This window comes from Caldimonas thermodepolymerans (assembly GCF_015476235.1).
Lineage (GTDB): Bacteria > Pseudomonadota > Gammaproteobacteria > Burkholderiales > Burkholderiaceae_C > Caldimonas > Caldimonas thermodepolymerans.
The window spans coordinates 1306851-1328579 of the sequence record NZ_CP064338.1 but is presented as its reverse complement, the minus strand read 5'-3'; the positions used below and the strand labels follow the sequence as shown (position 1 = coordinate 1328579).

The 21729-nt window shown below is 69.9% G+C and carries 23 protein-coding genes and 1 other RNA gene; 14 read left to right on the top strand and 10 right to left on the bottom strand.

All coding sequences use genetic code 11. From position 1 onward, the window contains the following. Positions 1-996, top strand: coding sequence for a lysylphosphatidylglycerol synthase domain-containing protein (locus tag IS481_RS06385; protein WP_104357952.1), 996 nt, complete (start codon positions 1-3; stop codon positions 994-996). Positions 997-1000: 4 nt separating this feature from the next. Here IS481_RS06385 and IS481_RS06380 read toward each other — a convergent pair whose 3' ends face one another. After that, positions 1001-1222 carry a hypothetical protein gene (locus IS481_RS06380; protein WP_104357951.1) on the bottom strand — a complete coding sequence of 74 codons (222 nt, stop codon included), beginning with the start codon at positions 1220-1222 and terminating at the stop codon, positions 1001-1003. A 231-nt stretch (positions 1223-1453) separates the two neighbouring features. Between IS481_RS06380 and IS481_RS06375 the strand changes: the two genes are divergently transcribed. Continuing rightward, complete coding sequence (locus IS481_RS06375; protein WP_104357950.1) at positions 1454-1702, top strand: hypothetical protein; 249 nt, start codon at positions 1454-1456, stop codon at positions 1700-1702. A 12-nt stretch (positions 1703-1714) separates the two neighbouring features. On the opposite strand, the gene IS481_RS06370 is transcribed toward IS481_RS06375, so the two are convergent. Beyond that, on the bottom strand, positions 1715-2053 hold the full coding sequence (locus IS481_RS06370; RefSeq protein WP_132762973.1) for a hypothetical protein: 339 nt from the start codon (positions 2051-2053) through the stop codon (positions 1715-1717). 57 nt (positions 2054-2110) lie between these two features. Then, positions 2111-2785, bottom strand: a complete 675-nt coding sequence (locus tag IS481_RS06365; RefSeq protein ID WP_232529478.1) for a DUF502 domain-containing protein — start codon at positions 2783-2785, stop codon at positions 2111-2113. A gap of 160 nt (positions 2786-2945) precedes the next feature. Between IS481_RS06365 and IS481_RS06360 the strand changes: the two genes are divergently transcribed. Continuing rightward, entirely contained in the window at positions 2946-3104 is a 159-nt protein-coding gene (locus IS481_RS06360) for a GFA family protein (protein ID WP_194963343.1), read from the top strand. A gap of 21 nt (positions 3105-3125) precedes the next feature. Here IS481_RS06360 and IS481_RS06355 read toward each other — a convergent pair whose 3' ends face one another. From IS481_RS06355 to IS481_RS06345, 3 genes are read right to left on the bottom strand one after another with little or no spacing between them, the layout of a single operon-like run. Beyond that, positions 3126-4532 (bottom strand): sensor histidine kinase, encoded by a 1407-nt coding sequence (locus IS481_RS06355; RefSeq protein ID WP_232529477.1) that lies wholly within the window; start codon positions 4530-4532, stop codon positions 3126-3128. Beyond that, positions 4529-5200, bottom strand: a complete 672-nt coding sequence (locus IS481_RS06350) for a response regulator transcription factor (protein ID WP_104357947.1) — start codon at positions 5198-5200, stop codon at positions 4529-4531. The genes IS481_RS06355 and IS481_RS06350 overlap by 4 nt, the downstream gene beginning before the upstream one ends. Next, complete coding sequence (locus IS481_RS06345) at positions 5200-5541, bottom strand: PepSY domain-containing protein (RefSeq protein ID WP_114699301.1); 342 nt, start codon at positions 5539-5541, stop codon at positions 5200-5202. The genes IS481_RS06350 and IS481_RS06345 overlap by 1 nt, the downstream gene beginning before the upstream one ends. Positions 5542-5703: 162 nt before the next feature. Between IS481_RS06345 and IS481_RS06340 the strand changes: the two genes are divergently transcribed. Both IS481_RS06340 and IS481_RS06335 read left to right on the top strand, forming a co-directional pair. Then, complete coding sequence (locus IS481_RS06340; RefSeq protein WP_104357946.1) at positions 5704-6039, top strand: PepSY domain-containing protein; 336 nt, start codon at positions 5704-5706, stop codon at positions 6037-6039. 273 nt (positions 6040-6312) lie between these two features. Continuing rightward, a complete protein-coding gene (locus IS481_RS06335; RefSeq protein ID WP_232529476.1) occupies positions 6313-7686 on the top strand; it encodes a ferredoxin reductase family protein in 1374 nt (457 codons plus the stop codon). Between the two features lie 69 nt (positions 7687-7755). Here IS481_RS06335 and ssrA read toward each other — a convergent pair. From ssrA to ompA, 4 genes are all read right to left on the bottom strand, one after another. After that, positions 7756-8115, bottom strand: a transfer-messenger RNA (tmRNA) gene (gene ssrA, locus IS481_RS06330). A gap of 37 nt (positions 8116-8152) precedes the next feature. Beyond that, entirely contained in the window at positions 8153-8857 is a 705-nt protein-coding gene (gene gph, locus IS481_RS06325) for a phosphoglycolate phosphatase (protein ID WP_104357945.1), read from the bottom strand. Next, positions 8854-9561 (bottom strand): bifunctional 2-polyprenyl-6-hydroxyphenol methylase/3-demethylubiquinol 3-O-methyltransferase UbiG, encoded by a 708-nt coding sequence (gene ubiG / locus IS481_RS06320; RefSeq protein WP_104357944.1) that lies wholly within the window; start codon positions 9559-9561, stop codon positions 8854-8856. The genes gph and ubiG overlap by 4 nt, the downstream gene beginning before the upstream one ends. A gap of 95 nt (positions 9562-9656) precedes the next feature. Continuing rightward, positions 9657-10310 carry an outer membrane protein OmpA gene (ompA, locus tag IS481_RS06315; protein WP_104357943.1) on the bottom strand — a complete coding sequence of 218 codons (654 nt, stop codon included), beginning with the start codon at positions 10308-10310 and terminating at the stop codon, positions 9657-9659. Between the two features lie 268 nt (positions 10311-10578). On the opposite strand from ompA, the gene gyrA reads away from it, so the two are divergent. The 9 genes from gyrA (at position 10579) to IS481_RS06270 (ending at position 21720) form a co-directional block, all read left to right on the top strand. Continuing rightward, positions 10579-13221 carry a DNA gyrase subunit A gene (gene gyrA / locus IS481_RS06310; RefSeq protein ID WP_104357942.1) on the top strand — a complete coding sequence of 881 codons (2643 nt, stop codon included), beginning with the start codon at positions 10579-10581 and terminating at the stop codon, positions 13219-13221. A 96-nt stretch (positions 13222-13317) separates the two neighbouring features. Further along, positions 13318-13884, top strand: coding sequence for a DUF2059 domain-containing protein (locus IS481_RS06305; protein ID WP_132765458.1), 567 nt, complete (start codon positions 13318-13320; stop codon positions 13882-13884). A gap of 22 nt (positions 13885-13906) precedes the next feature. Continuing rightward, positions 13907-14992: a 3-phosphoserine/phosphohydroxythreonine transaminase gene (serC, locus tag IS481_RS06300; RefSeq protein WP_104357940.1), complete on the top strand. Its 1086-nt coding sequence runs from the start codon at positions 13907-13909 to the stop codon at positions 14990-14992. Continuing rightward, complete coding sequence (gene pheA / locus IS481_RS06295) at positions 14985-16088, top strand: prephenate dehydratase (protein WP_104358004.1); 1104 nt, start codon at positions 14985-14987, stop codon at positions 16086-16088. The genes serC and pheA overlap by 8 nt, the downstream gene beginning before the upstream one ends. Positions 16089-16107: 19 nt before the next feature. After that, the gene (locus IS481_RS06290; RefSeq protein WP_104357939.1) at positions 16108-16992 is read left to right on the top strand and encodes a prephenate dehydrogenase; all 885 of its coding nucleotides are present in this window, start codon (positions 16108-16110) and stop codon (positions 16990-16992) included. 16 nt (positions 16993-17008) lie between these two features. Beyond that, positions 17009-19015, top strand: a complete 2007-nt coding sequence (locus tag IS481_RS06285; protein ID WP_104357938.1) for a bifunctional 3-phosphoshikimate 1-carboxyvinyltransferase/cytidylate kinase — start codon at positions 17009-17011, stop codon at positions 19013-19015. Between the two features lie 199 nt (positions 19016-19214). After that, positions 19215-20942: a 30S ribosomal protein S1 gene (gene rpsA, locus IS481_RS06280; RefSeq protein ID WP_104357937.1), complete on the top strand. Its 1728-nt coding sequence runs from the start codon at positions 19215-19217 to the stop codon at positions 20940-20942. Between the two features lie 54 nt (positions 20943-20996). Continuing rightward, positions 20997-21341, top strand: a complete 345-nt coding sequence (locus IS481_RS06275) for an integration host factor subunit beta (RefSeq protein WP_104357936.1) — start codon at positions 20997-20999, stop codon at positions 21339-21341. An 88-nt stretch (positions 21342-21429) separates the two neighbouring features. Beyond that, positions 21430-21720, top strand: coding sequence for a LapA family protein (locus IS481_RS06270; protein WP_104357935.1), 291 nt, complete (start codon positions 21430-21432; stop codon positions 21718-21720). Positions 21721-21729 lie beyond the last annotated feature (9 nt).

Below are 21729 nucleotides of genomic sequence, written 5' to 3'. Positions count from 1 at the left end.
ATGCGCGCCGCCTCGCCCGCACGACTGCCCGCCGTCGACGACGCCGATGCCGCGGCCGGCCGCGGCGGCTGGTGGCAGCGCCACGGCGCACGTATCAAGCAGGGGCTGACCTGGCTCTTCTTCGCCGCGGTGCTCGCGTTGCTGGTCTCGCACGCACGCAAGGTCGACTGGCCGGACGTGCTGCAGGCGCTGCGCGGCTACCCGCTGGCCACGCTGGCGCTCGCCGCGGCGCTGGGGGCGTTCAGCCACCTGACCTACAGCTGCTTCGACCTGTTCGGCCGCCACTACACCGGGCACGGACTGCCGCGTAGGCAGGTGATGCGGGTGGGCTTCATCAGCTACGCGGTCAACCTCAACCTGGGCGCCCTGGTGGGCGGCGTCGCGTTCCGCTACCGGCTGTATTCGCGGCTGGGGCTGGACAACGGCACCATCACCCGCGTGCTCGGCATGAGCGTGCTGACGAACTGGCTCGGCTACCTGGCGCTGGCCGGGACGGTGTTCAGCTCCGGGCTGATCCGGGTGCCACCCGCCTGGAAGATCGGCGGTGCCGGCCTGCAGGCGGTGGGCGCAGCCCTGCTCGCGGTGCTGCTCGCGTACCTGGCCGCCTGCGCGTTCTTGCGGCGCCGGCAGTTCAGCCTGCGCGGGCACGAGATCGAGCTGCCCCCGTGGCGCCTGGCGCTGGTGCAGGTGCTGCTGTCGTGCCTGAACTGGCTGCTGATCGCCGGCGTCGTGTACGTCTTGCTGCAACGGCAAGTCGATTACCCGCTGGTGGTCGCGGTGATGATGGTCAGCGCAGTGGCCGGCGTGCTGACCCACATCCCGGCGGGGCTCGGCGTGCTGGAAGCCGTGTTCATCGCGCTGCTCGGCTCCCAAGTGCCGCATGGCCAACTGCTTGCCGCGCTGCTGGCTTACCGCGCGCTGTACTACCTGGCACCGCTGGCCGCCGCCGGCCTGCTCTACCTCGGGCTGGAAGCCCGCGCGCGCCGCGGCGCCTGACTGCTCATTGCTTGGTGGCCGAAAACGGTGCCACCACGCCGGCGCTTTCGGCCAGCTCCGCGAGCATCGCGCGCGCCACCGGACTCAGCGACTCGTTGTGCGACGCGGCCTCCAGCGCGGAGGCGAAGGTCGCGTAGTTGCACTTCGTGGCCGCGGCCATGGCAAGCAGCGCCTGGCGCAGCACCTGCTGGAGGATGTCCAGGGTTTCGGTTTGGGTCGGGTTCATGGGCGTCCTGGGGAAGGCGTGCGACCCCTTGCGCCGGCGGAACACGCCGGTGCCGGTCACACGTGGCCAGGGAGGCATACGGCGTACCTGCCCGGCCACCGGGCAGGCGGCGTAGGACCCGTCCTACGGCCCGGTCGGACGCCCGGGGCTGCCCAGCCCGTACCGGCCTGCGTACATTGGGTGCGCACCGAACCCGCGGAGAAACCCGTTTCCCACCTTCCAGGCCAGACCATGCAACGAACCAATAGCGGCAAGTACCTCGTCCTCGTCGGCACGTCCCAGGCGCCCCGCGCCCTGCTGTTCGGCCCCCGGCACGACTACCTCGCCGAACTCGGCGATGACGAAGACGTCGTGGAAGACCTGATGAAGGCCGGCGCGCCCTGCCGTGCGCCGGACGCCCTGAAGCGCCGCGTCGCGCACGCCACCGGCGCGAGCGAGGCGGCGCTGGCGCTGTGGTGCTGGCGCCTGGCGGACTGGTGAGACCCGCCGGCGCTAGTCCATCACGCTCGTGATGCACCACTCCACGCGCGCCTGCGGGCTCGCCTGGTCGCCGGCTTCGATGAGCAGGCCCGTGCCGCAGTCGCCCTTGCGCGCCGCCAGTGGCTCCAGCCCGTACAGGCGCAGCGCCGCGCCCTGATCCACCGAGACCAGCAGCAGCGTGTCGCGCCCGTCGCTTACACAGGGACCGTCGTGCCAGCGCAGGCAACGGCCCGGGTCGTCGGCCAGCCAGCGACCATCGCGCAGCTCGAAACTCGCACTGCGGCCCTCGCCGAGCGTCAGCGTGCCCAGCACGATGCGGGATGAAGCGGCCTGGCTCATGGTGGATCGCATGCCCGGCCTGCGGACCGGATTCCCCCAGCGCCTGCAACCGCCATACCCGGCGCCCGCTCAGCCGGGGTCCGGGCGCTGCGGCGTGGCGGGCCGGAGGTACTGCGGCGAGGTCACGCCCATCGAGACGTAGATGCCGGTCAGGGCTTCCACGCCGATGCCTGTGGCCGGCTCGACCCAGTCCGCGGGCACGTACAGCAGCCCGCCGCCGATAGGCACCGGTGCGGTCGGCACCAGCACCGCGTGGTAGGCCCGGTCGCCAAGCTGCAAGGGCTCGGGCGTCGACAGCAGGCCCAGCACCGCCACCCCGCCTCGCCCGCCGAAGTGGCACCACACGGGACTCATCGACTTGAGGCCGTCGTCGGTGTCGCGCTTGGTCAGCAGGTCCACGAAACGGCGCGTGAAGTCGTACAGCGTGCGGATCACCGGGATGCGCAGCAGCACCGACTCCACGGCCCGCCGGGCACCCTTCTGCAGGCCGGACTCGACCAGCACGCCCAGCCCGAACACGGCCGCCGCGACCACCAGCACCCCGAGCAGGTAGGCGATCACCTCCGACCCCGTGACGCCCACGCCGATGGCCACCAGCATCCCGCCCAGCAGGCTTTGCGGCCCGATCCAGGCCAGCAGCAGCTGCACGATCCACAGCACCACGGCCACCGTGAGTGCCAGCGGCAGCACGGCCACCAGGCCGGTCAGGAAGGTTCGCAGGAGTTTGCGCAGGCGGGTCTTCAAGTGGGGCTCCGTCGGGAATGGCGCCCTATTGTCGCGGCTCGACGGGCCGGCCGTGCCGTGGTCGCCGGCATGCGAGGAAGTCCCGGTAGACATGGCAACGCGTCGGTCTAGTCTTGAAACCACTGCTTGGTTCGAGGTTTCTTGCCCGGAGTTCACCACCGTGACGTTGACCACCTACAGCGGCCGCTGCCATTGCGGCGCCGTCCAGTTCGAAGCCGAGGCCGACCTGCAGGCCGGCACCATGCGCTGCAACTGCTCGATCTGCGCCAAGTCGCGCTTCTGGGCCGCGCTGGTGCCGGCCGTCACGTCCTACCTGTAGCAGTCCCCCGCGCACGGCCCCTCACGCCTGCACCGCGGCCGGCAGGTGCAGGCGCATGCGCAGCCCGCCCAGCGGCGCGTCCTCCGCACTGACGCGGCCGCCGTAGGTCTGTGCCAGCTCGCGCACGATGTCCAGCCCCAGGCCGGCGCCGGCGCGTTGTTCGTCCAACCGCTCGCCGCGCTCGAAGATGCGCTCGCGCTGCGCAGGCGGGATGCCCGGGCCGTCGTCGTCGACCGTGAAGCACAGCTGGTCGCCCTCCCGGTGCACCTGCAGCTCGACCCGGCGACGCGCCCACTTGCCGGCGTTGTCCAGCAGGTTGCCGAGCGTCTCGAACAGGTCCTGCGGCTCGCCGCGGAACGCCAGCTCCGGGTCGCACCCGGCCAGCACGAACTCCAGCGGCCGGCCCGCATGCAGGCGCCGCATCGTGCGCAGCAGCGCCTCGACCGGCTGCCGCACCGGCGTGCGCAGGCCCGTGGCGCGGATCGCCGCGGCGGCCCGGGCGCGTGCGAGGTGGTAGTCGACCTGGCGCTGCGCGGTCGCGACCTGCTCCTGCACCAGCTGCGCCAGTGGCGAGCGCTCCTGCGCGGCCGCGTTGCCGAGGATGCTCAGCGGCGTGTGCAGCGCATGGGCCAGGTTGCCCGCCTGCGTGCGCGCCCGCTGCACGATGTCGGCATTGGCGCCGAGCACGTGGTTGAACTCGTGGACCAGCGGCTGCAGCTCGCGCGGGAACGGTCCTTCGAGGCGCGTGGCCACGCCGGTGCGCACCGCCCCGAGCTGCTCGCGCAGCAGGTTCAGCGGACGCAGGGCCAGCTGCAGCTGCACCGCCACGGCCAGCACCAGCCCCGCGGCGAGCAGCCCGAGCGCCACCCACAGCATGCGCGTGAAGCGCTGCACCGGCTCGGCCAGCAGGGCCTCGTCGGCGGCAACCGTCACGCGCAACAGCGGCGCCCCCGCATCGGGCAGCTGCAGGGGGCGGCTGACCGCCAGCAGCGTCCGGTCCGGCGGAAACGGCAGCTGCAGCACCGCGTGCCCCTGCGACGCGGGCAGGCGCACCGCGCCCTCCGGCGGCAGCGCCAGCACCTCGTCCCACAGCGAACGCGAGCGGGCCGCGCCGAGCTGCGGCGCCCCGCCCGGCGGGATCACGTCCACCTGCCAGTACAGGCCTGACAGCGGCGTGTCGAAGCGGGTCTCGCCGGCCATGCGATCCAGGTCGACCTGCACCTGCGGCCCCGGATTGACCGCCGCGCTGAGCCGGTCCAGCTGGTGCACCAGCTGCACCTCCAGCTGCTGGCGCGTGTGCTGCCGGAACAGGTCGCGCAGTCCCCAGCCGGCCACCGCCAGCGCCAGCGCGATCCACACCAGCGCGCCGATCAGCAGCCGCACGCGCAGCGAGCCGTGCCGCAGCGACAGCCACTCGGGCAGCTTCACGCGCCGGTCTCCACGGGCAGCAGGCGGTAGCCGAGCCCGCGCACGGTCTCGATGCTGCCGGGCGGCAGCTTCTTGCGCAGTCGGCCGACGAAGACCTCGATGGTGTTGGAGTCGCGCTCGCTGTCGCCGGGATACAGGTGCTCGGACAGTTCGGTGCGCGACAGCACCTCGCCCGGCCGCTGCATGAGCATCGACAGGATCTTGTACTCGTGGCTGGTCAGCGACAGCGGCCGGCCGTCGACCGAGGCCTTGGCCTGGCGCGTGTCCAGCCGGATCGCACCGCACTGCCACAGCGCGCTGTGGTGCGGCGACAGCCGCCGCAACAGGGCCCGCAGCCGTGCCAGCAGCTCCTCCATGTGGAACGGCTTGGTCAGGTAGTCGTCCGCGCCGGCATCCATGCCGGTGACCTTCTCGTGCCAGGCGTTGCGCGCAGTGAGGATCAGCACCGGCATGTTGCGCCCCTGCGCGCGCCAGTGGCGCAGCACGCTCAGCCCGTCCACCACCGGCAGGCCGAGGTCCAGCACCACCGCGTCGAAGGCTTCCTCGTCGCCCAGGTAGCGCGCCGTGGCGCCGTCGGCGGCCACCTCCACCGTGTGCCCCGCCGCGCGGATCGCGTCGGCGAGCTGGGCGCACAGCACCGGCTCGTCCTCCACCACCAGGATGCGCATCAGTCGCGTCCCCTTCTGCGGATGCCCAGCACCCGCCCGTCCACCGCATCCACCTTGAGCTTGCTGACCTCGCCGTTCGGATGCAGCAGGCGCAGCTTGTAGATGAAGTGGCCGTCGTCCTCCTCGAACTCGATCTTGATCACCTGGCCCTTCTGGCTGCGTTCCACTTGGTCCAGCACCGTGCGCAGCGGCAGCACCTTGCCCTGCTGCAGCGCCTGGCGCGCGCGTTCATGGTCGTGGTCGTGCGCCTGCACCGCAGGCCCCGACCACAACGTGCACGCCAGGGCCACGCCGAAGCCGGCGAGCAGCCGCAGGGAGGAAGATGGACGAGGAAGCGACATGGTGCCGTGATGAAGGTCAAGCGGATGCCCGCAGATGTAGCAGAGGTCGCATGAACGGCAGATGAACGCGCGCTTCAGGCTGCATTCACGCACCGGCCCGAACAATGCGTCCCGGGCAGTCGAAGCTGCCCGCTCATCCCGAACCACGCAGGAATCCTCATCATGAACACGTCCCGCATTCCCACCGTTTCCCTCACCCGCGGCCTGGCCGTCGCCGGCCTGCTCGCCGCCCTGGCCACCGGCGCCGGCGCACAGGCGCCGGCCCCTTCTGTCCCGGCCGCGCCGGCCCCCCAGACCAGCCCGGCCCCGCAGGGCCCGCAGCTGAACATCCGGCAGGTCTACGACCTGATGGACGCCGCCGGCTACCGCGACATCCGCGAGATCGAATGGTCGCATGGCCGCTACGAGGTCGAAGGCCGCAATGCCCGTGGCGAGCGCGTGAAGCTGGAGGTGGACGCCCGCACCGGCGCCGTGCTGCGCGAACGCGTCAAGCGCTGAGCCGGTGCGCGGCACCTGCCCGCCTGACGCAGCCACCGGGTTTTTCTGCCCGACCTTTGCGCTGCGACAAGCAGTGCACCCGCCGCGCCGCCTGGCGAGACCTACCATGGCGTGAACGCAGCGCACGACTGCGGACGTCTTGGGATCGGGTGGATGGAGCACTGCCGTGCCCGCACGGCAGCACACGAGCACCGGCACCTGAGGCTGGTGGAGAACCAGAACGGACCTGCGCCGCGCCGCAAGGATGCCGGCGCCCCTCGATCACAGGAGTGAATGATGCGTATCCGATGGGCCTTTGGCGCGTGGTGGCTGCTGCTCACGCTGGCGTGGGCCGCCGCCGCCCAGCCGTGGACGGACCTGTCCCGTGCCACCGATGCCGCCTTCTGGTGGCAGCTGCGCCGGCACGGGGTGTATGTGAGCGGCATCTGGAGCATCGGCATGATGTCGCTGGTCATGCTGCTCGCGCTGCGGCAGCGCTGGATGGACCGGCTGCTGGGCGGCATGGACCAGGTCTACCGCCTGCACAAGTGGGCCGGCATCGCGGCCGCCGCGTTCGCCGCGCTGCACTGGGGCGCCGAGCAGTCGGGCCGCTGGGTCCGCGCGGCCTGGGGCATGGCGGGCCGTCCGGCGCGCGACGCGGTGTTCGACTGGGCCACGCCGATGCGCGGCACCGCCAAGGACCTGGGCGAATGGGCCTTCTACGCGGTGCTGGTGATGGTGGTGCTGGCCGTGTGGGAGCGCCTGCTGCCTTACCGCCCGTGGCGCTTCCTGCACCGCCTGATGCCGGCGCTGTACCTGATGCTGGTGTTCCACGCCGCAGCGCTGATGCCCCTGGCCTTCTGGCAGGGCCCGCTCGGCGTGCTGGTGGCGGTGCTGCTGGCCATCGGCAGCGCGGCGGCGCTGTGGTCGCTGGCCGGGCGCATCGGCCGCGGCCGCAACAGCCACGTGGGGCGCATCCATGCGGTGCAGGTGCTCGGCACGCAGGCGGGCACGGACCCGCTGGAAGTGCTGTGCGCGATGCCGGCGCGCTGGCCGGGACACCGCCCGGGCCAGTTCGTGTTCGCCAGCTTCGAAGGCCTCGAGGGACCGCACCCGTTCACGATCGCCAGCGCCCCTGAAGGCTGCGGGCGGACGCCCCAGGGCGAACCGCTGCTGCGGCTGGTGATCAAGCCGCTGGGCGACTACACCCGCGCGCTGCACGAACGCCTGCGCCCCGGGCAGCCGGTGCGCATCGAAGGCCCATACGGCTGCTTCGACGCGCAAGGCGACGCGCAGAAGGTGCAGGTCTGGATCGCCGGCGGCGTGGGCATCACGCCCTTCCTCGCCCTGCTGCAGGCGCGCCAGCCCGGCATGCCGGCCATGGCCGACGCGCAGCCCGCGCACCTGCACTACTGCACGCGGCACGCCTCGCGCGACCCCCTGCTGCCCCAGGTGGAAGCCCTGTGCGCGACCGCGCAGCCCCCGGTGAGCCTGACCGTGCACGACGCGGCCAAGGGCCAGATCCTCACGCCGGAACACCTGACTCCCTACGGGCGCCAGCTGGACCTGTGGGTCTGCGGCCCTGCGGGCCTGGGCAAGGTGATGCGCCAGGCGGCGCAACGCCGCCGCGGCTGGCACGTGCACCAGGAAGCGTTCCAGATGCGCTGAAGCGGCGCCGCCCCAAGGCAAAAGGGTTCGATGATCGCTCATCGAACCCTTTTTCTTGCTTGGCGTGTCTGGTGGAGCCGGCGGGAATCGAACCCGCGTCCGCAAGCCATCCTCAGGCAGTTCTACATGCTTAGCTCTCTGGTTTGGATCTCACGCCGCCAGCCGCGCAGGAGCACGCTGCCAGCGACGCCAGTCACTTGATCTCGTTACCTGCCGAGTGACCCGGCAAGCAACCAGCCGATGTGCATGACCTCGCAGCCCTTGCGGGCCCGGCCCATCGGCCAACCGTTGCGAGGCTCACCGGTATTAAGCGGCGAGAGCGAAACGTTCGTCGTTCGCAGTTACTTTGTTCCAGTGGATTTACGAGCGTACTGGTGCTCGGCATGCACCGCTCTGATTCCGCACCCACGTCGAAACCAGGTCGGCCCCTTTCGATGCATTGTAGATCGGGCCGCGATCGCGCGTTTCAAGAGGGCCTTGCCGTGCCCAGGTGCAACAGCCCGAGCAGCTGCAGGAGGCTGTCGATCACCGCGTCGGCGCCCCAGGCCGCCAGGTCGGGCGACTCGCCGAGGTAGCCGTAGCCGGCCGCCACCACCGGCATGCCGGCCGCCCGCGCCGCCTGCACGTCGCGCAGGTCGTCGCCGACGTACAGCGCCTGCGCCGGCGCCAGCCCCAGGCGGCGGCAGGCTTCGAGCAACGGCTCGGGATGCGGCTTGGGGTGCGGCGTGGTGTCGCCGGCGATCACCACCGCGGCACGCGAGGCCACGCCCAGCGCCTGCAGCACCGGCTGCGTGTAGCGCATCACCTTGTTCGTGACCACGCCCCAGGCCACGCCCGCGGCCTCCAGCGCCTCCAGCAGCACGAGCGCCCCGTCGAACAGGCGCGATTCGGCGTCGAGCGCACTTTCGTACTCGGCGAGGAACTCGTCGCGCAGCGCCGCATACCCGGGGTCGTCGGTCGAGACGCCCAGCCCGGCGGCCAGCATGCCGCGCGCCCCGAACGAGGCCACCGGGCGCAGCTGCGCCACCGGCAGCGCCGGCAGGCCACGGCGCATGCGCATGCGGTTGACCGCCCCGGCCAGGTCGGGCGCGGTGTCGGCCAGCGTGCCGTCCAGGTCGAACAGCACGGCCTGCACCGCCCACGGTGCGGGAGGGATCGCGGCGGCGCTCATGGCTTGCGGCAGGCCAGCAGGTAGTTCACGCTGGTGTCGCCCGACAGCCAGTAGCGCTGGGTCAGCGGGTTGTACTCCATGCCGCGGGTGTCGGCCAGGTCCAGCCCGGCCTCGCGGCACCAGCGCGCCAGCTCGCTCGGGCGGATGAACTTGGCGTACTCGTGGGTGCCCCGGGGCAGCAGCTTGAGCACGTACTCGGCCCCGACGATCGCGAACAGGAAGGCCTTGGGATTGCGGTTGATGGTCGAGAAGAACACCCAGCCGCCCGGCTTGGCCAGCGTCGCGGCGGCGCGCACCACCGAGGACGGATCGGGCACGTGCTCGAGCATCTCCATGCAGGTCACGACGTCGAAGCTCTCCGGCTGCTCGGCGGCCAGCGTCTCGACCGCCACCTCGCGGTACTCGATGCCGGGGGTCTGCGCCTCCATCGCGTGCAGCTGGGCCACGCGCAGCGCCTTGGTCGCGAGGTCGATGCCCAGCACCTGCGCGCCCTTGCGCGCCATCGAATCGGCCAGGATGCCGCCGCCGCAGCCGACGTCGAGCACCCGCTTGCCCTGCAGGCGGGCATGGCGGTCGATCCATTCCAGGCGCAGGGGGTTGATCTGGTGCAGCGGCTTGAATTCGCTGTCCGGGTCCCACCAGCGGTGGGCCAGCTGGCTGAACTTGGCCAGTTCCTGAGGGTCGGCGTTCGGTGCTTCGGTCATGGCTCGAAATTGTGCACGCAACGGTCGCAGGCAGGGCCTGGCGCCGGGCAGAAAAAAACCCCGCCGCAGCGGGGTTTGTCTTGAGGCGGGAGAGATTACTTCTGGACGGTGCGGGTACCGACCACTTCGATTTCGACGCGGCGGTTCTTCGCACGGCCTTCGCGGGTGGAGTTGTCAGCCACCGGCTGCTTCTCGCCCTTGCCTTCGGTGTAGACGCGGTTGGATTCGATGCCCTTGCTGACCAGATAGGCCTTCACGGCTTCGGCGCGACGCACCGACAGCTTCTGGTTGTAGGCGTCGGGGCCGGTCGAGTCGGTGTGGCCGACGGCGATCACGACCTCGAGGTTGATGCCTTCCATCTTGCTGACCAGGTCGTCCAGCTTGGCGCGGCCTTCGGGCTTCAGGACAGCCTTGTCGAAGTCGAAGAACGCGTCAGCGGCGAAGGTCACCTTCTCGCTGGTAGGCGCGGGCGGGACGGGCGCCGGGGCCGGGGCGGGGGCAGGAGCCGGGGCAGCGGCCGGGGCGGGCGCGGGGGCGGGGGCCGGTGCGGCAGCGGGCTTCAGCGCGCCGTCGCAGTCCGCGGCGGCGGTGGCCGGCGTCCAGGTGGCATCACGCCAGCACAGTTCGTTGGTGCCGTTCTTCCAAACGGTGCCGTCAACGTTGCGCCAGTTATCGACAGACTGAGCGAGCGCGCCCGAAGCCATCGCGGCCGAGGCAAACAGCATCGCCACCTTGTTGAGTTTGTTCATGTTTCTCCTCTCAAGAAAAGCCGCAGAACGACTGCGTAAGCGTCCAGAAAAAAGACGGAATCAGGAAACACGCGGTTACGCGCAGTTCCGCTACCGACCGGAAGGATTCTGCCATACCGCGTCACATGGACAAGTTTTTGTCTATAGGGTGGCGCACTGCGTTCTTCCCTGTTGCGCAGGCACGACACACCGGGCGCCGTAGAATCGCGGTTTCACCGCGCACGCGCGCCGATGGACGGCCTGTGCCGCCGCCGTATTCAGGGACCGCATGACTCAGTTCGCCAAAGAAACCCTCCCGATCAGCCTCGAAGAAGAGATGCGGCGTTCGTACCTCGATTACGCGATGAGCGTGATCGTGGGACGCGCCCTGCCCGATGCCCGCGACGGTCTGAAACCGGTGCACCGGCGCGTGCTGTACGCGATGCACGAGCTGAACAACGACTGGAACCGGCCCTACAAGAAGTCTGCTCGTATCGTCGGTGACGTCATCGGTAAGTACCACCCGCACGGCGATTCGGCGGTCTACGACACGATCGTGCGCATGGCGCAGGATTTCTCGCTGCGCCACATGCTGGTCGATGGCCAAGGCAACTTCGGCTCGGTCGACGGCGACAGCGCCGCGGCGATGCGCTACACCGAAGTCCGCCTGGCCAAGATCGCCCACGAGATGCTGGCCGACATCGACAAGGAAACGGTCGATTTCGGCCCCAACTACGACGGCTCCGAGAAAGAGCCGCTGGTGCTGCCCACCCGCCTGCCCAACCTGCTGGTCAACGGCTCGGCCGGCATCGCGGTGGGCATGGCGACCAACATCCCGCCGCACAACCTCAACGAGGTGGTGGACGCCTGCCTGCACCTGCTGAAGAACCCCGAGGCGAGCATCGACGAGCTGATGGAGATCATCCCGGCGCCGGACTTCCCCACCGCCGGGATCATCTACGGCCTGTCGGGCGTGCGCGAGGGCTACCGCACCGGCCGCGGCAAGGTGGTGATGCGCGCCAAGTGCCACTTCGAGGACATCGACAAGGGTGCGCGCCAGGCCATCATCATCGACGAGATCCCCTACCAGGTGAACAAGAAGAACCTCCTGGAGCGGATCGCCGAGCTGGTCCACGAGAAGAAGATCGAGGGCATCAGCCACATCCAGGACGAGTCGGACAAGTCCGGCATGCGCGTGGTCATCGAGCTCAAGCGCGGCGAAGTCCCGGAGGTGGTGCTCAACAACCTGTACAAGCAGACCCAGCTGCAGGACACCTTCGGCATCAACATGGTCGCCCTGGTGGACGGCCAGCCGAAGCTGTGCAACCTGAAGGACCTGCTGGAGATCTTCCTCGAGCACCGGCGCGAGGTCGTCACCCGCCGCACGGTGTTCGAGCTGCGCAAGGCGCGCGAGCGCGGCCACGTGCTGGAAGGCCTGGCGGTGGCGCTGGCCAACATCGACGAGTTCATCCAGATCATCAAGAACTCGCCCACCCCGCCGATCGCCAAGCAGGAGCTGATGAGCCGCGCCTGGGATTCGTCGCTGGTGCGCGAGATGCTGGCGCGCGCCGAGCAGGACACCCCGGGCGGTCGCGCCGCCTACCGCCCCGAAGGGCTGCCGCCACAGTACGGCCTGCAGCCTGACGGGCTGTACCGCCTGTCCGACGACCAGGCCAGCGAGATCCTGCAGATGCGCCTGCAACGCCTGACCGGGCTGGAGCAGGACAAGATCATCGGCGAGTACAAGGACGTGATGGCCCAGATCGCCGACCTGCTGGACATCCTGGCGCGCCCCGAGCGGGTCACCGCGATCATCGCCGAGGAGCTGGTCGCTCTGAAGCAGGAGTTCGGCCAGACCAAGCTGGGCGCGCGGCGCAGCGAGATCGAGCACAACGCGCAGGAACTCGACACCGAGGACCTGATCGCCCCGACCGACATGGTCGTCACGCTCAGCCACGCCGGCTACATCAAGAGCCAGCCGCTGGCCGAGTACCGCGCGCAGCGCCGCGGTGGCCGCGGCAAGCAGGCGGCGGCGACCAAGGAAGACGACTGGATCGACCAGCTCTTCATCGCCAACACGCACGACTACATCCTGTGCTTCTCCAACCGCGGCCGGGTCTACTGGCTGAAGGTCTGGGAGGTGCCGCAGGGCGGGCGCAACAGCCGCGGCAAGCCCATCGTCAACATGTTCCCGCTGCAGCAGGGCGAGAAGATCAACGTCGTGCTGCCGCTGACCGGCGAGTTCCGCAGCTTCCCCGAAGACCACTACGTCTTCATGTGCACCGCGCAGGGCACGGTCAAGAAGACCGCGCTGGACGAGTTCAGCAACCCGCGCAAGGCCGGCATCATCGCCGTCGACCTGGATGAGGGCGACTACCTGATCGGCGCGGCGCTGACCGACGGCAAGCACGACGTGATGCTGTTCTCCGACGGCGGCAAGGCGGTGCGCTTCGACGAGAACGACGTGCGCCCGATGGGCCGCAACGCGCGCGGCGTCAAGGGCATGACGCTCGAGGAAGGCCAGAGCGTGATCGCGATGCTGGTGGCCGAGGACGAATCCCAGAGCGTGCTGACCGCCACCGAGAACGGCTACGGCAAGCGCACCCCGATCACCGAGTACACCCGCCACGGCCGCGGCACCAAGGGCATGATCGCGATCCAGCAGTCCGAGCGCAACGGCAAGGTGGTCGCCGCCACGCTGGTGCGTCCGGAGGACGAGATCATGCTGATCACCGACAAGGGCGTGCTGGTGCGCACCCGGGTGGCCGAGATCCGCGAGCTGGGCCGCGCCACGCAGGGCGTGACGCTGATCTCGCTGGACGAGGGCTCCAAGCTGAGCGGCCTGCAGCGCATCGTCGAGAACGACGCGGGCGACAAGGCCGAGGACGAAGCAGCCGACGACACCCCGCCGGCCGGGGGCGCCGACAACTGAGGCCCGGCACGCGCGCCCTGACGACCCGCGACGCTGCACCTTCGGGTGCAGCGTCCTTTCTGGCGGTTCCGACCGCTGCCCCAGATCGAGACCGCCATGCACACCACCCGCCTTGCCCTCGCCACCAGCCTGCTGGCCCTGGCCGGCTTTGCCCATGTCGCCCCCGCCGCCGCACAATCCAAGGCGGAACTGGTGGACAGGCTCATCCAGCTGCAACGCCCTGCCGAGGCCGTCACCGTGGAGCTGGTGCGCACCGATGCGTCGGTGCTGCTGTCCGAGGCCGGCGCCGCGCTGCAGGCCCGCGTGCCGGCCGACAAGCGGGACGCCGTGGCCGATGCCATCAGGACGGACGTCAGGAAGTACGTCGACACCATGCTGCCCGAAGTGCGCAAGATCGCCGAGGAACAGGTCAAGGCCAAGTGGGCGCCGGTGCTCGCCGAACGCTTCACCGAGGCCGAGCTCAAGCAGCTGATCGCCTGGGTGGAATCGCCGCTGTACCGCAAGCACCAGGAACTGATGCCGCAGCTGTATGGTTCGCTCCACGAGGCCGTGCTCGGTGACGTGCGCACGAAGCTCTCGCCCCAGATCGAGCGCGTGCGCACGGAGATCGACCAGCAGCTGGCGCCGTTCGTGCCGCCCGCCCCGAAGAAATCCCCGAAGTGACAACACCCCTCCTCCCGACGAGATGAAGCGCCCCTACAACTTCTCTGCCGGCCCCGCGGCGCTGCCGCAGGAAGTGCTCGAGCAGGCCGCCGCCGAGATGCTCGACTGGCACGGCAGCGGCATGAGCGTGATGGAGATGAGCCATCGCGGCCGCGAGTTCATGTCCATCCGCGACCAGGCCGAGACCGACCTGCGCGAGCTGCTCGACGTGCCCTCGCACTACCACGTGCTGTTCATGCAGGGCGGCGGCATCGCCGAGAACGCCATCGTGCCGCTGAACCTGTCGCGCGGCGGCACGGTCGACTTCGTCGTCACCGGCGGCTGGTCAGCGAAGTCGTACAAGGAAGCCAAGCGCTACTGCCGGGCGCGCGTGGCCGCCAGCAGCGAGGCCGACGGCTACACCCGCATCCCCGCGCAGTGGCAGCTCAGCGAGCGCCCGTCCTACGTGCACGTGTGCACCAACGAGACCATCCACGGCGTCGAGTTCCAGGAGCTGCCCGACCTGAAGGCCCTGGGCTGCGACGCCCCGCTGGTGATCGACTGCTCCTCGCACATCGCCTCGCGCCCGATCGACTGGTCGCGCGTCGGCCTGGCCTTCGCCGGTGCCCAGAAGAACATCGGCCCGGCGGGCCTGACCCTGGTGATCGTGCGCGAGGACCTGGTCGGCCACGCGCTGGAGATCTGCCCCTCGGCGTTCGACTACAAGACCGTCGCCGAGAACCACTCGATGTACAACACCCCGCCGACCTACGCGATCTACACGGCCGGCCTGGTGTTCCAGTGGCTCAAGCGCCAGGGCGGCGTGGCCGAGATGGAGCGGCGCGCCCGCGCCAAGGCCGAGCTGCTGTACGGCTACATCGACGCATCCGGCTGGTACGTCAACAAGGTGGACCCGACCTGCCGCTCGCGCATGAACGTGCCGTTCTTCCTGCCCGACGACCGCCTCAACGAGGCCTTCCTGGCCGGGGCGAAGGAGCGCGGGCTGCTGCAGCTCAAGGGCCACAAGTCGGTGGGCGGGATGCGCGCCAGCATCTACAACGCGATGCCGCTCGAAGGCGTGCAGGCGCTGGTCGACTACATGCGAGAATTTGCAGCTCGCCATGGCTGACGAACTGACTCCCCCCCAGGATCTGCAGGCGCTGCGCGCCCAGATCGACGCGGTCGACCGCGAACTGCTGACGCTGCTCAACCGCCGCGCGGCGCTGGCTCAGGCCGTCGGCGAACTGAAGAAGAAGGAAGGCTCGGTGGTGTTCCGCCCCGAGCGCGAGGCCCAGGTGATCGACGGGCTGAAGGCCTTCAACCCCGGGCCGCTCAAGACCGACTCGGTGGCGCCGATCTGGCGCGAGATCATGTCGGCCTGTCGCGCGCTGGAAACCCCGACCCGGGTCGCCTACCTGGGCCCGGCCGGCACCTTCAGCGAGCTCGCGGCGCTGGGCTTCTTCGGTTCGTCCATCGTGCGCGTGCCGTGCGCCAGCATCGACGAGGTGTTCCGCACCACCACCGCCGGGGCGGCCGACTTCGGCGTGGTGCCGGTCGAGAACTCCACCGAGGGGGTGGTGGCCCGATCGCTGGACCTGTTCCTGACCACGCCGCTGTTCATCATCGGCGAGACCAGCCTGCTGGTGCGGCACAACCTGCTGCGCAAGGAGAACAGCCTGCAGGACATCGAGGCCGTGTGCGCCCACCCGCAGGCGCTGGCCCAGTGCCACCTGTGGCTGAGCAACCACCTGCCCCACGTCGAGCGCCGCCCGGTGGCGAGCAACGCCGAGGGCGCGCGCCTGGCCGCCGAGAACCCGCGCCTGGCCGGCATCGCCAGCGAGCGCGCCGCCAGCGAATACGGCCTGCACATCATCGCCCCGGCGATCCAGGACGACCCGCACAACCGCACCCGCTTCGCGATCGTCGCCCACCCGGAGCGCCACCCGCAGCCCAAGGCGTCGGGCCACGACTGCACCAGCCTGGTGGTGTCGGTGGTCAACCGCCCCGGCGCCGTGCACGACATGCTGGTGCCGCTGAAGGCGCACGGCGTCTCGATGAGCCGCTTCGAATCCCGTCCGGCGCGCTCCGGTCAGTGGGAGTACTACTTCTACATCGACCTGCAGGGCCACCCGGACGAGCCCCACGTGGCCGCCGCGCTGAAGGAGCTGCGCGCCGCCTGCGACTTCTTCAAGCTGCTCGGGACCTACCCCATCGACGTCCATTGAGCCGCCGGAGACCGTGCAGATGTTCAATCAACTGGGCTTGATCGGTTGCGGCCTGATGGGCGGCTCGTTCGCGCTGGCGATGAAGCGCGCCGGGCTGGTCAAGCGGGTGGTCGGTTACAGCAAGTCGCCGTCGACCACGGAGAAGGCCCGCCGCCTGGGCGTCATCGACCTGGCCGCGGAGTCGGCCCTGCTGGCCGTCTCCGGCTCCGACATCGTGCTGATCGCGGTGCCGGTGGCGGCATCCGAGGCCACCTTCAAGGCCATCCGCCACCTGGTCGAGCCGGGCGTGCTGCTGATGGACGTGGGCTCCACCAAGCGCGACGTGGTCGACGCCGCCCGCCGCGTGCTCAAGGAGCGCGTCGAGTACTTCGTGCCGGCCCACCCGATCACCGGCAAGGAAGTCGCCGGCGTCGAGCACGCCGACGCCCTGCTCTATTCGGGCCGCCAGGTCATCCTCACCCCGCTGCCGCAGACCGACCCCAAGCTGCTGCAGAAGGCCATCGACGTCTGGTCGGCGATCGGCTGCCAGGTGCTGAAGATGACGCCGGAGAACCACGACGCGGCCTTCGCCGCGGTGAGCCACCTGCCGCACCTGCTGGCCTTCGCCTTCTTCAGCTCGGTCTACAAGCAGCCGGCCGGCAAGGATTTCCTCTCGCTGGCCGGGCCGGGCTTCCGCGACTTCACCCGCATCGCCGCGAGCGATCCGGCGGTCTGGCGCGACATCCTGCTGGCCAACCGCGAGGAGGTGCTCAAGCAGTCGATGCGCTTTCGCCACACGCTCGACGCGATGGAGCACGTGATCCGCAGCGGCAACGCCGAAGCCCTGGAAGACCTGATCCGCAGCGCCGCCGAGGGCCGCGCCAACTGGCAGATGGCCACCCCCAAGCCCGCGTCCTCGCGCTAGGCTGCGCCATCCCTCCATGTACGCCACCGAATTCCTCGACCTTCCGCCGCTGCGCGCCGCCGCCGGCACCGTCCGCCTGCCCGGCTCCAAGAGCATCTCCAACCGGGTGCTGCTGCTGGCCGCGCTCAGCGACGGCGCCACGCTGATCCACGACCTGCTGGACTCCGACGACACGCGCGTGATGATCACCGCGCTCAAGCAGCTGGGCTGCGCCGTCGAGCCGCAGGGCGAGGCGCTGCGCGTCACCGGCCTGGGCGGCCGGCTCGCCGTGCGCGAGGCGCAGCTGTTCCTCGGCAATGCCGGCACCGCGATGCGCCCGCTGGCTGCCTCGCTGGCGCTGCTGGCCGGCCTGCACGGCGGCCGCTTCGAGCTGGGCGGCGTGCCGCGCATGCACGAGCGCCCGATCGGCGACCTGGTCGACGCGCTGCGCCAGATCGGCTGCCAGATCGACTACCTCGGCAACGAGGGCTACCCGCCGCTGCGCCTGGCCGGCGGGCAGCCGCGCGTCGGCGCCCCGATCCGGGTGCGCGGCGACGTCTCCAGCCAGTTCCTGACCGCGCTGCTGCTGGCGCTGCCGCTGCTGTCGCACCAGGGCGAGCTGGTCATCGAGGTCGAGGGCGAACTGATCTCCAAGCCCTACGTCGAGATCACCCTGAACCTGCTGCGCCGCTTCGGCGTGGAGGTGGCGCGCGACGGCTGGAGCCGCTTCACGATCCCGGCGCACAGCCGCTACCGCTCGCCCGGCGACATCCACGTCGAGGGAGACGCCTCCTCGGCCTCGTACTTCATCGCGCTGGGGGCGCTGGCCGCCGACGCGGCCGCGCCGCTGCGCATCGAGGGCGTGGGCGCCGACTCGATCCAGGGCGACATCCGCTTCGTCGAGGCGGCCGAGGCCATGGGGGCGCAGGTGCGCCAGGGGCCGAACTGGCTGGAGGTCTGGCGCGGTGCCTGGCCGCTGAAGGCCCTGGACCTGGACTGCAACCACATTCCCGACGCGGCCATGACGCTGGCCGTGATGGCGCTGTATGCCAGCGGCCCGACGCGGCTGCGCAACATCGCCAGCTGGCGGGTCAAGGAGACCGACCGCATCACCGCGATGGCCACCGAGCTGCGCAAGCTCGGCGCCGGGGTCAGCGAAGGCCCTGATTTCATCGAGGTCACGCCACCGGCCGCCTGGCAGCCGGCGGCGATCCGCACCTACGACGACCACCGCATCGCGATGTGCTTCTCGCTGGCGGCCTTCAACGGCCTGGCCGGCGCCAGGCCGCCGGTGCCGGTGCGCATCCTCGATCCCAAGTGCGTCGCCAAGACCTTCCCGGACTACTTCGAGACCTTGTTCGGCGTGGTGACCACCGACCCTGCGGACATCCCGGTCATCACGATCGACGGGCCGACCGCCTCGGGCAAGGGCACGCTGGCCAGCGGGGTGGCGCAAAAGCTCGGCTACCACCTGCTGGACTCCGGCGCCCTGTACCGCGCCACCGCGCTGGCGGCCCAGCGCGCCGGCATCCCGGCCGACGACGAGGCGCGCCTGGCGGCGCTGGCCGCCGCGCTGCCGCTGCACTTCGACGAGCAGGGGGTGTGGCTGGACGGCGAGAACGTCACCGACGCGCTGCGCCGCGAGGAAGTCGGCGCGCTGGCCTCGCAGATCTCCGCCCACCCGGCGGTGCGCTGCGCGCTCACCGGCCTGCAGCTGGCGTTCCGGCGCCTGCCCGGCCTGGTCGCCGACGGCCGCGACATGGGCACGGTCATCTTCCCGGACGCCCCCCTGAAGGTGTTCCTGACCGCCAGCGCCGCCACCCGCGCCGAGCGTCGGCATAAGCAATTGATTTCTAAAGGCTTTTCGGCTAACATAGACGACCTTCTGCAGGATCTGGAGGCGCGCGATGCGAGGGATCGCTCCCGCAGCACGGCGCCCTTGAAGCCCGCAGAGGATGCGATGTCGCTAGACAATTCGGCCCTGTCCATCGAGGCTTCGGTGCAGCAGGTGCTGGATTGGTGGCAGCAGCGCAGGCCGTTCTGATGGCCGGTGGCGACGGTTTCGGTCGCCGCCGCCGGGCTGGACAGCCGAAGGGCTTCCGCGTGAGCGGGGCATTTGTTTTTGGGCCCGTCCCTTCCCCACCTGCGTCGCTGGGCGCCCGAAGGGCCGGTTCGACAACCTAACCCGCAGCCTTGCGGCTGCAACCCAACAACCAGCGATCGCTGGTTCCCAGGAATCCTCAATGTCTCAAACCACCCAAACCGCCGCAGCCGAAGGGTCGGAATCCTTTGCCGCCCTGTTCGAAGAGTCCCTCAAGCGCTCGGAAATGCGCTCCGGCGAGGTGATCACGGCCGAAGTCGTCCGCGTGGACTACAACTTCGTCGTCGTGAACGCCGGCCTCAAGTCCGAGGCCTACATCCCCATCGACGAGTTCCGCAATGACCAGGGCGAACTGGAAGTCCAGGTCGGCGACTTCGTCTCGGTGGCGATCGACTCCATCGAAAACGGCTATGGCGACACCATTCTGTCGCGCGACAAGGCCAAGCGCCTGGCCTCGTGGCTGCAGCTCGAGCGCGCGCTGGAATCCGGCGACTTCGTCAGCGGCACGGTCTCCGGCAAGGTCAAGGGTGGTCTGACGGTGCTGGTCAACGGCATCCGCGCCTTCCTGCCCGGCTCCCTGATCGACACCCGCCCCGTCAAGGACATGACGCCTTACGAGGGCAAGACGCTCGAGTTCAAGGTCATCAAGCTCGACCGCAAGCGCAACAACGTCGTGCTGTCGCGCCGTGCCGTCATCGAAGCCTCGATGGGTGAAGAGCGCGCCAAGCTGCTCGAGACCCTGACCGAAGGCGCCATCGTCCACGGCGTGGTCAAGAACATCACCGAATACGGTGCGTTCGTCGACCTGGGCGGCATCGACGGCCTGCTGCACATCACCGACATGGCCTGGCGTCGCGTGCGCCACCCGAGCGAGGTGGTGCAGGTCGGCCAGGAGCTGACCGCCAAGGTCCTGAAGTTCGACGCCGAGAAGAACCGCGTCTCGCTGGGCCTGAAGCAGATGGGTGACGACCCCTGGGTCGGCGTCTCGCGCCGCTACCCGGCCGGCACCCGCCTGTTCGGCAAGGTCACCAACATCGCCGACTACGGTGCGTTCGTCGAGATCGAGCCGGGCATCGAAGGCCTGGTGCACGTCTCCGAGATGGACTGGACCAACAAGAACGTCGCGCCGTCCAAGATCGTGGCGCTGGGCGACGAGGTCGAGGTCATGGTCCTGGAGATCGACGAGGACAAGCGCCGCATCTCCCTGGGCATGAAGCAGTGCAAGCCGAACCCCTGGGAAGAGTTCGCGCAGAACTTCAAGCGCGGCGACCGCGTCAAGGGCCCGATCAAGTCGATCACCGACTTCGGCATCTTCGTGGGCCTGGCCGCCGGCATCGACGGCCTGGTGCACCTGTCCGACCTGTCCTGGAACGAGCCGGGCGAAGCCGCGGTGCGCAACTACAAGAAGGGCCAGGAAGTCGAAGCCGTCGTGCTGGCCATCGACGTGGAACGCGAGCGCATCTCGCTGGGCATCAAGCAGCTCGACGCCGATCCGTTCAGCAACTACACGGCCGTCCATGACCGCGGCGCGACCGTCACCGGTACCGTCAAGTCCGTGGATGCCCGCGGCGCCGAGATCCAGCTGGCCGACGACGTGACCGGCTACCTGCGTGCCTCCGAGATCTCCCGCGAGCGCGTGGAAGACGCCCGCAACGTGCTGAAGGAAGGCGACGAGGTCACCGCGCTGATCATCAACATCGATCGCAAGACCCGCAGCATCCAGCTGTCGATCAAGGCCAAGGACAACGCCGAGCAGCAGGAAGCGCTGCAACGCCTGTCCGCCGAGAACCGCGAGAACGCCGGCACCACCAGCCTCGGCGCGCTGCTCAAGGCCAAGCTGAGCGACCAGCAGAACAACAACAACGGCTGATCGCCGCACGTTGCTGGACGCCCACCGTAGCCCCGATCGACACGACAGGACGCAATGACCCGATCCGATCTCGTGAACCAGCTGGCCGAGCGCTTCGGCCAGCTGACGCACCGCGATACCGAGTTCGCGGTCAAGACCATCCTGGACGCGATGTCCGACGCGCTCGCGCGCGGGCACCGCATCGAGATCCGGGGCTTCGGCAGCTTCTCGATCAACCGCCGCCCGCCGCGCATCGGGCGCAACCCGCGCTCCGGCGAGCAGGTGGTGATCCCCGAGAAGCTGGTGCCGCACTTCAAGCCCGGCAAGGCGTTGCGCGAGGCGGTCGACGCCCGCACCCCGCCCGAGCCGGATGCCGAGGCTGCGGCGCAGGACGCCGCCCGACAGGAAGCCGCTGCGTGAGCAGCGGCTTTTTTCTTTTCCGCCCCTTGCGGGCCCCGTCCCCGCTCCGGCCGGCCGCAACGCCCGGCGCGACGCTAGAATCGCCGCGATGCAAGGCCTGATCTGGCTGTTCCGAGCCGCCATCTTCTTCGTCCTGTTCGCCTTCGCGCTGAACAACCAGCACGAAGCGACGCTGCACTGGTTCTTCGGCTACGAGTCGCGTGCGCCGATGGTCTTCATCGTGCTCGGCGCGTTCGCGGTCGGCGCCGTCTTCGGCGTGCTGGCCATGGTGCCCAGCTGGTGGCGCCAGCGCCGCGCCGCGCGCCGCCAGGCCAGTGCCCCCCCGCCGCCCGCGCCGGCACCGGCGCCCGCGGAAGCGACCGAGGAACTCCCCCCCTGATGCCGCCGC